Raw genomic sequence first — 12,430 nt, 5'->3', positions numbered from 1 at the left:
TGATCATAGCTAAAAAACTGCGTAGACACTAGGGCTAAGATCACTTTAATCTGTCGCCCAATTCGTTCTGGTGTATATGGAGTGGGAATAATTTATTTTTCAAGTCGCTTGATGATCTCGTCAGGGGTCATATAACCACCCAGATATTCACCCTCAACATTGTAAATTGCTGGGGTGCCATTTACGCCCATGTTGAGACCCAGTTGATATTGGTCACGTACTGGGTTTTTACATTCTCCAGCGAGGACAGGTAAACCCTGAACGGCTTGATCAAAGGCGGCCTTACGGTCTTCACTACACCAGATCGCGGTCATGGTTGGCATAAACTGTTCGCCACGAGGCCATGCAATGTAACGTACTTCAATGCCTTTGGCCGTAATCTCTGCAAGATGTTCATGCAGTTTGTGGCAGTATGGGCAGCTTGAATCGGTAAACACATAAATCACATGTTTGGCTTTACCGCCCTGCGCTGGATAAACAATCAGGTCTTCTGTTTTAAGGGCGGCCAAGTGTTTTTTATTCTCTGTTGACTGCAATGCCTCACTGACATTATGCAACTGTTTGTCGCCTAAACGAATTACATCACCCTGAATAATATACTGCCCGTCAGCCGTGGCATAAACTGAACCCATCCCTTCCAGACTCACCCAGTATAAGTTGGGCACTTCGGTTTTTTTCACCGCCAAAATTTTGGCATTGATATTGGCGGTTTTAAAATGCTTTTCCAGCGTTGAAACCAGACGCTGCTGGGTATTGCGTTCATTTAAGGTTGATGCTTCACCAGTTGCAGGCGCACTCGCTGTCAGGGCATCTTGTTTTTGTGCTGAGTTTTCTTTTGAGCAAGCACTTACCAATAATGTCGATGCTAATGTACATGCAAGTACAAGCTTGGAACGGGTAAACAACATAAGGAACCTTTTTTGTTCATATTCATATATTCAGGGGCTTAGCATAACAAAAAAATGCCATGACTTCGTTAAATCTTGCTGATGCATTGTGAACAAAATCAAGTTTTATCCCAATCTTGGACAAGTGGTGGTTTTATCCCCGTGGATGGTATTTACCATGCAACTCCTGCATACGGTGTTGAGCAACATGGGTATAAATCTGGGTGGTGGAGAGGTCACTATGCCCAAGCAGCATTTGCACCACACGTAAATCCGCGCCGTGATTGAGAAGATGGGTGGCAAAGGCATGGCGCAGGGTATGCGGTGATAACTCCGCCTGAATATTGGCCTGTAGCGCATAGCGTTTAATCGCGTACCAAAAGTTCTGGCGGCTCATGATGCCACCGTGCTGGGTGAGAAACAGATAATCGGTACTGCTCTTGTAGAGCTGCGGACGTGATTCCGTCAGATATTTTTCAATCCAGTCACAGGCATATTGTCCGAGTGGAACAAGACGCTCTTTATTGCCCTTACCTGTGATGCGTAAAAAGCCCTGCTTTAAATTGATCAGTTCCATGCGTAAATTGAGCAACTCAGAGACACGTAAGCCGCAGGCATACAGCACTTCCAGCATGGCGCGGTCACGTAGGCCTAGGGCGGTGTCAGTGTCAGGCGCATTGATCAGCGATTCAACATCCTGTTCTGATAAATCCTTTGGCAATGCTCGACCAATTTTAGGGGATTGATGGGTGGCAACAGGGTTGTCATCCCTGATTTTCTGTTCCCTTAAAAACTTATAAAACTGTCTCAGTGCCGATAGGCAACGTGCAATTGAACGGGGACTTTTACCAGACTTGGTCAGCGCAATCAGCACATCGGCAATGTCATCACTCGACCATTGCGGTAATGAAACCGATGTGTGCAATTCACTGCACTGAATCAGGTCGGAGAGATAGGCATTACGGGTATGGGGGCTAACGGTTTGTGCCACCAGATAGTCACGAAAACCCTGTAGAAAACTCAGGTGTTCTGGAATGGTGACCGCAGTGGGAATACGGGGTTTTTTATTTAACATAACAGCCAGTGTCCTTGATTCATCTGCACTGTAAAAGAAAAATTTTGTGTTGTCGATCTATCAAAAAAGGAAATGCCATTGATATTGTTTTTGGTAATTATTCTCATTTGCCTGTATACTTGCAATAAAAGAGTCAAGGGTTAGAAGCGGTGCGATTGTCAGCATTAAAAGTCAAGCAAACGGCGATAATCACTAAGGTGAATCGCCTGATCGATGAAACTGGACAGCCAGATCTTGTAGCAGTGCGTTTAGAGAGTTTGGGCTTTGTGCCAGGAACTCAGGTGCAGGTAATTACCAAAGGTGTGTTTGGTGGCGATCCGATTCTAATCCAGATTGGCTTTACCCGTTTTGCATTACGCAAAACTGAGGCTGAGAAAATTGAAATTCAACCTGAAGGAGCACTTGCATGAGTGATGCGTTACGTGTTGCCCTTGTGGGAAATCCAAACTGTGGTAAGACTTCTTTATTCAATCACTTAACTGGAACGCGCCAGAAAGTTGCCAATTATGCAGGGGTCACAGTAGAGCGTAAGGTTGGACATTTCCAGTTGCCGTCAGGTCGGAGTGTTCGTGTCCTGGATTTGCCAGGAACCTATAGCTTAGAGGCCACCAGTCCAGATGAGGAAATCACCCGTGATGTCTGTCAGGGCAAGATCGCGGAAGAGGGGCAGCAGGATGCCTTTTTGTGCGTGGTGGATGCAACCAACTTAAAGTTGCATTTGGGCTTGGTGCTGGAAATCATTGAACTGGGCCGACCAATACTGGTGGTGTTGAACATGATGGATGAGGCACGTCGTCGTGGCATCCAGATCAATACCCAGAAACTGTCAGAACGTTTGGGCGTACCCGTGGTCGAGACTGTAGCAGTCCGTAACACAGGCATTGAAAACCTTTTACACGCACTGGATCAGGAGAAATACACGGTTCCACAAACAGAACTCAGTGGTTTGAAGGGTGGGCACCACCAGAAAATTGAAACCATTTTCAGGGATGTGGTGAATTTTGTTGATCAGGAAGATAGGCGCACAGATTTTCTTGATAAGATTTTCCTGCATCCAGTGCTGGGCTTGATTAGTTTGGCTGTGATGATGTTTATTGTCTTTCAGGCGGTCTTTGCCTGGGCTGCACCATTCATGGATGGGATTGAAAGCCTGTTTGGCTGGCTTGGAGAAACCCTAGGACAACATATTTCCCAGCCATTGCTGCAAAGTCTGGTTGTGGATGGCATTATTGCAGGAGCTGGTGGTGTGGTGGTGTTCCTGCCACAAATCCTGATCTTATTCTTCTTTATTCTGGTACTGGAGGAATCAGGTTACTTGCCACGAGCAGCGTTCCTGTTAGATAAGTTGATGTTCAAGGCTGGTCTGAGTGGGCGCGCCTTTATTCCATTGCTTTCAAGCTTTGCCTGTGCCGTGCCTGGAATTATGGCAACCCGTAGTATCAGTGATCCACGTGATCGTTTTACCACGATTATGGTGGCGCCGCTGATGACCTGCTCAGCACGGTTACCTGTATATGCCTTGCTGATTGCGGCCTTTATTCCAGCGCAAACCGTGTGGGGCATTTTTAACCTGCAAGGTCTGGTGTTGTTTGGCCTGTATATGTCAGGGATTTTTAGCGCGCTTTGTGTTTCCATCGTGATGAAATTCCTGCAAAAGGACAAATCACAACATGCGTTGTTGCTTGAGTTGCCAAGTTACCGTATTCCAGACCTGAAAAGTGTCGGGATTGGACTGCTGGACCGCGCCAAAATTTTCTTAAAACGTGTCGGTGGCATTATCTTTGCGCTGTCGATTTTGCTTTGGTTCCTGTGTACTTTTCCGCAGGCACCAGAGGGTGCAACCCAACCTGCAATTGACTACAGCTTTGCAGGGATGCTGGGGCATGTGATCCAGCCTATTTTTGCCCCGATTGGCTTTAACTGGCAAATCTGTATCGCCCTGATTCCAGCGATGGCGGCCCGTGAAGTGGTGGTGGCTGCACTGGGTACTGTCTATGCCCTGTCTGGTGCAGATGATGATGCAGTGGCACAAGGCCTGGCACACTTGATTAGTGCTGATGGTACAGGCTGGTCGCTGGCAACAGGTTTGTCTTTGCTGGTGTGGTTTATCTATGCGCCGCATTGTCTGGCAACACTGGCAACGGTACGTCGTGAAACGGGTTCATGGAAGCATGTGGCGGCGATGACTGCGTATTTGTTTGGATTGGCCTACTTAATGTCGTTTTTTACCTACCAGATTGCATCACGCATTTGGGGGTAGCAAATACCACCTGACCTCCCTTTAACAAAAGGAGGGAATCATTGGAGAGATGCTTATGTTTGAGTACTTGATTGTTGCTGTATTGGTGCTGTGGAGTGCTGTGGTAGTATTTAAGAAAGTATTTCCTCAAACAGCAAATGCAGCATTTCTGGCGTTGTCGAATCTGTGCCAGCATTTAGGGTGGCAACGTCTGGCCACATGGTTAAAACCTAAAATGCTGGTGGGTTGTGCTGGGGGCTGTGGCTGTTCTACTGATGAAAAAGAGACGAAAAAGTCACAGGCGATCCAAACGGTAAAGTGGCGTTAGCAATATAAGGGTTGCCCATATTTAAGGATATGGGCGATTTTTTTACTTTTACGCACTGACACAAAAAAGCCTGAATAAAACCAAAACTGAAAAAGCATTTAAAACAGTAAAGTGCTAACATTTTTGCCATTCTGTGAACTGCAAAAATGGAACGAAAATGTTAATACAACGTGGTGGATTAAAAGTCGTGGCGGGCCTGGGGATTTCAGGTGTGTCGGCGGTTAACTTTTTACATGAACAAGGCTACCAGGTTGCAGTTACGGATTCTCGGGAAACTCCCCCTGGGCATGACCAGATTCCCGCTGGAGTGAAAACCAGCTTTGGGAAACTCGATTCAGAACTTTTACAACAAGCAGAAGAAATTATCCTAAGTCCAGGCCTTGCGCCGCAGCTACCTGAAATCCAGCAGGCGATTGAGCAGGGTATTGCTGTTGTGGGCGATATCCAACTGTTACGTCGCGCAACAGCAGTTCCAATTATTGCAATTACAGGCTCAAATGCAAAAAGCACCGTGACCACATTGGTTGGCTTGATGGCGCAGGATGCAGGTAAAAAAGTGGCTGTGGGTGGCAACCTTGGCCGTCCTGCACTGGATTTACTGAAAGATCAACCTGAGCTGATTGTGCTGGAACTGTCCAGCTTTCAGCTTGAAACAACTTCCCACCTGAATGCGGAAGTGGCTGTGGTGTTGAACATGAGTGAAGATCATTTGGATCGTCATGGCAATATGTTGGGATACCACAAGGCCAAGCACCGTATTTTTCAGGGCGTGAAAAAAGTAGTCTATAACCGTGATGACAACCTAAGCCGTCCACTGGTTCCAGATGTCACGCCGATGCAAAGTTTTGGTCTTAATGCGCCTGACCTGAATCAGTATGGCGTGTTGCGAGATGCAGATGGTACCATGTGGTTGGCGCGTGGACGTGAACGGTTACTTAAAACTTCCGAAATGTACATTCAGGGGATGCACAACGTTGCCAATGCACTGGCCTGCCTGGCATTGGGTGAGGCGGTTGGCTTGCCAATGCAATCCATGCTTGACACCCTAAAAAACTTTAAGGGGCTGGAACATCGTTGCGAATACGTCAAAACAGTTGATGGAGTACGCTACTATAACGATTCCAAGGGAACGAATGTTGGCGCAACACTGGCGGCAATTGATGGTCTGGGGGCTGCGATTGAGGTCAAGAAAGGCAAGCTGGCACTGATTCTCGGGGGGCAGGGCAAGGGACAGGACTTTAAGCCATTACGTGATGCCATCCAGAAATATGTCAAGAGTGTGATTCTGATTGGTGAAGATGCGGCAGTGATTGAACAGGCCATTCAGGGAACCACCATCATCCAGCATGCCAATAGCCTAAAGCATGCGGTGGATTTGGCCCAACAGGCGACCCATGCAAAGGATGTGGTTTTGCTCTCGCCAGCATGCGCCAGCTTTGATATGTTTAAGAGCTACAATGATCGTGGACATCAATTCGTGGCCTGTGTAAATGCCTTGAATGAAAATAAAAACTAGGGATTAGAGTTATGGCTGATTTAGCCCAAAACGCTATACAAAAGACTGTACAGAAGATTTCACAGCTGCTGAATCGTTTGCCCAAGTTTCCAGCAGAAATGACAGCACGCAATATCCTGATTTTCTCTGTGATTTCCCTGCTGTGCTTCGGTTCGGTGATGGTGGCGTCAGCCTCGATGCCGTATGCGGAATATATTCATGAAAACCCATTCTACTTCCTGATTCGTCATGGTATCTCGATTGTGGTTGCGGCGGTGGTGGCATTTTTAACCTATCGGGTCTCCCTCAATCTATGGTTTAAAAATGCATTCCCGTTATGGTTGATTACAGTCGTCTTGCTGCTCGCCGTACTGGTTGTGGGTTCCGAAGTGAATGGGGCACACCGCTGGATTAAGGTGGGTGGCTTTACCTTGCAGCCTACAGAGATTGCCAAGATCGTGATGGCAATTTTTACCGCTGACTATGTGGTTCGCCGTGCCAAAGAGGTGCGAACGCACTGGAAAGGTTTGCTGCGCCTGAGTGGTGTCATGGCCCTAACCGTTGGCTTCATTGTGGCTGAGCCTGACTTGGGGGCCACCGTCGTGATTGTTTTGATGATGGTGGGTGTATTTTTTCTGGCAGGTGCGCCAGCAACACAGTTCCTGATTATGCTGGGGGCAATTGTTGCGGGCGTGACGGCACTGATCCTGTTTGAGCCTTTCCGCTTTCAGCGCCTGATTTCATTTACCAATCCCTGGGCTGATCCATTGGGCGTTGGCTACCAGCTTTCCAATGCATTGATGGCATTTGGACGTGGTGAATGGTTTGGCACGGGATTGGGGCACAGTGTCCAGAAGCTGTCCTATCTTCCAGAAGCACATACCGACTTTATGTTGGCAGTTCTGGGTGAAGAGTTTGGTTTTGTTGGCGTGACCATTGTGATGACGCTGTCATTTACCATGCTGGCATGCTGTATTCGTATTGGACACCGTGCATTGCAACACAACTACCTGCGTGCAGGCTATTTGGCCTATGGCATCAGCATTATTTTCCTGCTACAGATTTTGGTGAATGCAGGCATGAATATGGGCTTGATGCCAACCAAGGGTTTAACACTGCCATTCATTAGTTATGGTGGTACATCGTTGATGATGTGTGCAGCCATGATCAGTTTGATTTTGAAAATTGATGCATCAACGCAAGAGTTAAATCCTGTGAAAGAAGAATCAAACTTCTAGTCCATCAAGCCTAAAAGTTTTACAGAAGCCCTTTGCCATGCCTAGGGCTTTTTTATTGCCTATAGGTATATTCCAGCCAAATGAAAGCCTTTTGGAATTAAAGCAATATTCCATTGTTGCACCGCTTGTTTGAGCATGATTCGGGGCTGGTCAAGTTCAATATCAGGCTGACCTAGCGCTAAAATCGCCTGCTGTAGCAGTTCAGGAGCTTTAGAAGTGTCTAATGCTCGCGCCATATTCTGCTTTGACAGTTTTTGTCCCTGATCATTCATGGCAAGCGGGAGGTGCATATAACTCAAAGTCGGATAGTTTAGCAGCGAACCGAGCCAGATTTGGCGAGTGGTATTATCCAGTAAATCTGCACCACGAACCACATGGGTAATCCCCTGTAAATAATCATCGACCACGACAGCCAATTGGTAGCTAATAATGCCATCTCGGCGTTTTAGGACAAAATCGCCGAGATCATGTTGCAAGTTTGAGCATTGCTGGCCCTGTAAACGATCATCAAAACAAATGAGCTGATCAGCGACCTTAAGACGAATCGCCTGCTGGCTGAAATCAAGACGGAGGTCACGACAAGTACCTGTATAGATATGATTAGAGCCCAGCATTTTACGTGTGCATTGGCAGGCATAAACCGCCTGGAGTTGTTTAAGCTGTTCAAGCACCTGTTCATAAAGCTCTAAACGATCTTTTTGAAAAATGATTTCGGCATCAGGTTCAAACTGAAATGCATCAATACAGGAGAGAATGTGGGCTTCACTATGGGGATAAATGCGTGGAATGTCGGTATCTTCAATGCGAACCAGCCATTTGCCATGATTGGCTTTGGCATCACAATAGCTTGCGACTGCGGTAAGCAGGGACCCAAAGTGCAGTGGACCTGTCGGGGAGGGTGCAAAACGTCCGATGTAAGACATGGGGAAAGTCTCACGAATCTAAGTAAACATTGACTTCGTGAAGTCCCCCTCCCTTTAAGGGAGGGGCTAGGGGAGGGTTTATCCGTTGTTTTGCTTTTCTTTGATTTCTGCCAAAGTTTTGCAATCGATACATAGCGTTGCCGTTGGACGTGCTTCCAGACGGCGTAGGCCAATCTCGATACCACAGGTTTCACAGAAACCATAATCTTCGTTCTGGATCGCCTCAATCGACTGTTCGATTTTACGAATCAGCTTACGCTCACGGTCACGGGTGCGTAACTCAATCGCAAACTCTTCTTCCTGTGTTGCTCGGTCATTGACATCAGGCAATGCAGTTGATTCATCCTGCATGGTGTTCAGGGTGCGGTCAACTTCAGACATTAACTCAGCTTTCCATGCATTCAAAATCTGGCGGAAATGCTCAAGCTGCCTTTCAGACATATATTCTTCGTTTTTCTTTGGCTGATAAGGTGCGATGCCAAACAGACTTGCGGTGGTTCCACCTTCCGCAGACTTGGGTTTGGTTTTACGCACACGTTTTACAGGCGCTTTTTGATCGTCAATCACTTCTGTCTGTTCGTCCAGGACTTGATTTTGGTTGTCATTCGCCATATAGGGCATTCCTCATCATACACGTACTATCTATACGCAAAAAATATGGTGATATGCAAGTGTTTTTATATAAACCGAAGATGGTTTTCCCCATCAGGGGTCGTCATCATATAGAGTTTTTAGACAAGATGGTAGTCATTCCTGTCTAGATTTCGTGAGAAATCGTGGATGTGATTTGTAATCAACAGTCGCTAATCATATCCCAAAACTTCTGAGCTGTTCATACGCTGGGAAGTCGGAAGCCGATAGACCTGTGTTTCCAGTTCTCCATTGGCCTTAAGGCAGATATAACGGTAACCAGGATGTTCCTCATCCAGGGCGAATTTATCACTTTTAGGCTTGAATTGAATACAGGTTGATGGGGTTGATAAAAATTGAATATCTTGCCATCCGTTAATAGAGTCTTGGTGGACATGACCACAGATGATGGCTTTGATATTTGAAAAAGGTCGAATCGTTTCGAGTAAATCAGATGAGTTCTTTAGTTTATGTTGATCAATCCAAGCAGATTCCATCGCAAAAGGATGGTGATGGCAGGCAATAAGCACATAGCGGTCTTTTAACTGTTGTAATAGTCTGGTCAACTGTGCCAACTGACCATCCGCGATTTTTCCATCAATACGCTGTGGCTGTGCACTGTTCAGTAAAATAATGCACCATTTGCCAAGTTCAACAACCGTTACCTGTGTCTGGTCGCTTTCATGGAAAGGAAAATGGACAACATCATCATGATTGCCTGGGGTATGGAAGAAAGGAATGCCCAGACTCTGCATATGTTGCAGATAGCGATTGTAGGTCACTGGTGTCGGGTTCTGAGCCAGATCACCTGTATGCACAATCAGGTCAATATGGGGGTGCTGTTGGCGCATCAAGTCGATTACTGCATGAAAGCTTTGCTCGGGATGCATCCCGACAAACTCCAGATGCGGATACTCCAGTAAATGGGTATCAGTAATCTGTATCATCACAAAATCTTTTTGCGATAACGCTGAGACCTGGAAAGTCACCGTCTGTAGCCCCTCAGATTCTTATCGTTGTTGTAAGTGTTGAACCAGCCACTGCAATGCCATAATCACAGGTGCATTTCTCAAACGCCCATTCCTAAGTAAAGTGCCTACTTCTGAATAGTCAAATAAATGAAGCTGGATATTTTCCCCTTCATCTGGCATCCCAAAGATGCCCCCCATTTTTGGTAATTCTACTTCTGCCGCATACAAGTGAAAAAATTCCGAGCATGCCCCCGCAGAAGGGTAAAAACTAAATAAATGCTGGAGCTGTTGAACCTCACAACCCGATTCTTCCAGGCTTTCCCGACGGATACAGTCTTCTGGTGCTTCGTCTCCATCCAGCACACCAGCAATGACTTCAAGTTGCCATGCTGACTCGGAGTCATTTAATGCACCGACCCGAAACTGCTCAATGAGTGCAAAGCGTTGTTGTTGGTCATTATAAAGCAAGACACCAGCGGCTTCTGGGCGATGGATCAGCTCACGCTGAATCACGGGTGAGTAATCTGGCTGATTAAACAGTCGGTGTCGAAAGCTCACTTTCTCAACTTGAATGAATCCTCGGAATAAAAACTCTCGAGATTCTATCGTAACGTCGGATGCTGAATAGCTGGCGTGGTCAAGAATATTCATCTTCAATCAGGATGAGATTGTACATATCTCATCCTAACCGAGAATGATTCGTGGGCAAATCTTTTTTTAGGCGATTTACAGCTTGTGGTACAATTTTTGACCATGTTCCTGATAAGCGGTTTTCATGGCACTGAGACCTGCTTCAATATCTTTTTCCACATCATTTGACTGATTGGCATTGTGTTGATTTTGCGCATAATATCGCACATTCTGAGTAATCTTCATGGAGCAGAATTTTGGTCCGCACATGGAGCAGAAATGCGCTGATTTATGTGCCTCTTTTGGCAGGGTTTCGTCATGCATGCTGCGTGCCGTATCTGGGTCCAGACTCAGGTTAAACTGGTCATCCCAACGGAACTCAAAACGTGCCTTGGACAGTGCGTTGTCACGTACCTGTGCACCTGGATGGCCCTTTGCCAGGTCCGCTGCATGCGCCGCAATCTTGTAGGTGATAATCCCATCCTTGACATCTTTCTTGTTGGGTAGACCTAAATGCTCTTTTGGTGTGACATAACAGAGCATGGCAGTACCATACCAGCCAATCATCGCGGCACCAATCGCCGAGGTGATATGGTCATAACCTGGAGCAATGTCAGTTGTTAATGGCCCCAGTGTATAGAATGGCGCTTCCTTACATACTTCCAGTTGCAGGTCCATATTCTCCTTGATCATATGCATTGGCACATGACCAGGTCCCTCAATCATCACCTGTACATCATGTTCCCAAGCGCGATGTGTCAGTTCACCTAATGTCTTAAGTTCACTAAATTGTGCTTCGTCATTGGCATCCTGCACACAGCCTGGACGTAACCCATCACCTAAGCTAAATGAAACGTCATAGGCTTTCATGATTTCACAGATTTCATCGAAATGCGTATACAAGAAGTTTTCTTGATGATGCGCAAGACACCATTGCGCCATAATTGAACCGCCACGAGAAACAATACCAGTGAGACGATTTGCGGTCATAGGCACGTAGCGTAATAATACACCTGCGTGAATGGTGAAATAATCTACACCTTGTTCAGCTTGCTCAATCAAAGTGTCTTTAAAGATTTCCCATGTCAGGTCTTCGGCAACGCCATCGACTTTTTCTAAAGCTTGATAAATAGGCACGGTACCAATTGGTACAGGAGAGTTACGGATGATCCATTCTCTGGTTTCATGAATATTCTTACCCGTCGATAAGTCCATAATAGTGTCGGCGCCCCAACGCGTTGCCCATGTCATTTTAGCAACTTCTTCATCAATCGATGAACCGAGTGCCGAGTTGCCAATATTGGCATTAATTTTTACTAAAAAGTTGCGACCAATGATCATTGGTTCAATTTCAGGATGATTAATGTTGGCAGGAATAATCGCACGACCTGCGGCAACTTCTTGACAGACAAACTCAGGGGTGATTTCTCTTAAATTCTGAGCACCAAAGTTTTGTCCTGCATGCTGACGCATGTCTACGCCTTCACCTTGGCGTTGATTTTCACGAATGGCAATATATTCCATTTCAGGCGTAATAATGCCCTGTTTCGCATAATGCATTTGCGTAACATTTTTACCTGCCTTAGCTCGACGAGGATTTTGAATGTGAGCAAAACGAATGTCAGCAGTACGAATATCTTTTAAGCGAGCTTGACCAAAATCAGAACTTAAACTTGAGAGTACATCGGTGTCATCACGTTCTTCAATCCAAGTTTGGCGGACAGAAGGTAGACCTTGATTTAAATCAATTTTTACATCAGGATCGGTATAAACACCTGATGTGTCATAAACCATAACAGGTGGATTGTATTCACCACCTAGACCTGTCGGTGTTTCTGTCAAGCTAATTTCGCGAAATGGAACTTGGATATCTGGGCGAGAGCCTGTTACATAGACTTTTTTTGATGCGGGTAAAATACGGGTTAAATCTTTCGCATCTTGCTCATGTTGAGTGGAAATATCAGCAGAGGGAAGATTCGTTAATTGGTTCATGGCATGATCCTTATGTATTACA

The 12,430-nt window shown here is 46.1% G+C and carries 12 protein-coding genes; 5 read left to right on the top strand and 7 right to left on the bottom strand.

Annotated features, from left to right (window positions below; translation table 11 throughout):
• Positions 1-92: 92 nt before the first annotated feature.
• Together F973_RS13670 and xerD are read right to left on the bottom strand one after the other, a co-directional pair.
• A complete protein-coding gene (locus tag F973_RS13670; RefSeq protein WP_004674293.1) occupies positions 93-908 on the bottom strand; it encodes a DsbC family protein in 816 nt (271 codons plus the stop codon).
• A 133-nt stretch (positions 909-1,041) separates the two neighbouring features.
• The gene (gene xerD / locus F973_RS13665; protein ID WP_004762365.1) at positions 1,042-1,962 is read right to left on the bottom strand and encodes a site-specific tyrosine recombinase XerD; all 921 of its coding nucleotides are present in this window, start codon (positions 1,960-1,962) and stop codon (positions 1,042-1,044) included.
• A 149-nt stretch (positions 1,963-2,111) separates the two neighbouring features.
• On the opposite strand from xerD, the gene F973_RS13660 reads away from it, so the two are divergent.
• The 5 genes from F973_RS13660 to ftsW all read left to right on the top strand — a co-directional run bounded on the left by F973_RS13660 (position 2,112) and on the right by ftsW (position 7,262).
• The gene (locus F973_RS13660) at positions 2,112-2,372 is read left to right on the top strand and encodes a FeoA family protein (protein ID WP_004762363.1); all 261 of its coding nucleotides are present in this window, start codon (positions 2,112-2,114) and stop codon (positions 2,370-2,372) included.
• Positions 2,369-4,222, top strand: a complete 1,854-nt coding sequence (gene feoB / locus F973_RS13655; RefSeq protein ID WP_004762362.1) for a ferrous iron transporter B — start codon at positions 2,369-2,371, stop codon at positions 4,220-4,222. The genes F973_RS13660 and feoB overlap by 4 nt, the downstream gene beginning before the upstream one ends.
• A 55-nt stretch (positions 4,223-4,277) precedes the next feature.
• Positions 4,278-4,529, top strand: coding sequence for a DUF6587 family protein (locus tag F973_RS13650; protein ID WP_004762360.1), 252 nt, complete (start codon positions 4,278-4,280; stop codon positions 4,527-4,529).
• A gap of 157 nt (positions 4,530-4,686) precedes the next feature.
• Entirely contained in the window at positions 4,687-6,045 is a 1,359-nt protein-coding gene (gene murD / locus F973_RS13645; RefSeq protein WP_004762358.1) for a UDP-N-acetylmuramoyl-L-alanine--D-glutamate ligase, read from the top strand.
• Between the two features lie 11 nt (positions 6,046-6,056).
• Positions 6,057-7,262, top strand: coding sequence for a putative lipid II flippase FtsW (gene ftsW / locus F973_RS13640; protein WP_004762357.1), 1,206 nt, complete (start codon positions 6,057-6,059; stop codon positions 7,260-7,262).
• Positions 7,263-7,321: 59 nt separating this feature from the next.
• Here ftsW and gluQRS read toward each other — a convergent pair whose 3' ends face one another.
• The 5 genes from gluQRS to thiC all read right to left on the bottom strand — a co-directional run bounded on the left by gluQRS (position 7,322) and on the right by thiC (position 12,408).
• Positions 7,322-8,185, bottom strand: a complete 864-nt coding sequence (gene gluQRS / locus F973_RS13635) for a tRNA glutamyl-Q(34) synthetase GluQRS (protein WP_004762355.1) — start codon at positions 8,183-8,185, stop codon at positions 7,322-7,324.
• Positions 8,186-8,263: 78 nt separating this feature from the next.
• Positions 8,264-8,797 carry an RNA polymerase-binding protein DksA gene (gene dksA, locus F973_RS13630; protein ID WP_004680758.1) on the bottom strand — a complete coding sequence of 178 codons (534 nt, stop codon included), beginning with the start codon at positions 8,795-8,797 and terminating at the stop codon, positions 8,264-8,266.
• Between the two features lie 191 nt (positions 8,798-8,988).
• Positions 8,989-9,804: a 3',5'-cyclic-AMP phosphodiesterase gene (cpdA, locus tag F973_RS13625; protein ID WP_004680757.1), complete on the bottom strand. Its 816-nt coding sequence runs from the start codon at positions 9,802-9,804 to the stop codon at positions 8,989-8,991.
• A 21-nt stretch (positions 9,805-9,825) separates the two neighbouring features.
• Positions 9,826-10,437: an NUDIX domain-containing protein gene (locus F973_RS13620; protein ID WP_004762353.1), complete on the bottom strand. Its 612-nt coding sequence runs from the start codon at positions 10,435-10,437 to the stop codon at positions 9,826-9,828.
• A 75-nt stretch (positions 10,438-10,512) separates the two neighbouring features.
• Complete coding sequence (thiC, locus tag F973_RS13615; RefSeq protein WP_004762352.1) at positions 10,513-12,408, bottom strand: phosphomethylpyrimidine synthase ThiC; 1,896 nt, start codon at positions 12,406-12,408, stop codon at positions 10,513-10,515.
• Positions 12,409-12,430 lie beyond the last annotated feature (22 nt).

It is taken from the genome of Acinetobacter sp. CIP 102129, assembly GCF_000368305.1.
GTDB lineage: Bacteria > Pseudomonadota > Gammaproteobacteria > Pseudomonadales > Moraxellaceae > Acinetobacter > Acinetobacter parvus.
This window is presented reverse-complemented; position numbering and strand designations above follow the sequence as displayed.

Coding starts and splice junctions, on each gene's coding strand:
- gluQRS (WP_004762355.1), bottom strand. CDS start 8,185: ATGTCTTACATCGGACGTTTTGCACCCTCCCCGACAGGTCCACTGCAC.
- feoB (WP_004762362.1), top strand. CDS start 2,369: ATGAGTGATGCGTTACGTGTTGCCCTTGTGGGAAATCCAAACTGTGGT.
- F973_RS13620 (WP_004762353.1), bottom strand. CDS start 10,437: ATGAATATTCTTGACCACGCCAGCTATTCAGCATCCGACGTTACGATA.
- murD (WP_004762358.1), top strand. CDS start 4,687: ATGTTAATACAACGTGGTGGATTAAAAGTCGTGGCGGGCCTGGGGATT.
- ftsW (WP_004762357.1), top strand. CDS start 6,057: ATGGCTGATTTAGCCCAAAACGCTATACAAAAGACTGTACAGAAGATT.
- F973_RS13670 (WP_004674293.1), bottom strand. CDS start 908: ATGTTGTTTACCCGTTCCAAGCTTGTACTTGCATGTACATTAGCATCG.
- xerD (WP_004762365.1), bottom strand. CDS start 1,962: ATGTTAAATAAAAAACCCCGTATTCCCACTGCGGTCACCATTCCAGAA.
- dksA (WP_004680758.1), bottom strand. CDS start 8,797: ATGGCGAATGACAACCAAAATCAAGTCCTGGACGAACAGACAGAAGTG.
- F973_RS13650 (WP_004762360.1), top strand. CDS start 4,278: ATGTTTGAGTACTTGATTGTTGCTGTATTGGTGCTGTGGAGTGCTGTG.
- thiC (WP_004762352.1), bottom strand. CDS start 12,408: ATGAACCAATTAACGAATCTTCCCTCTGCTGATATTTCCACTCAACAT.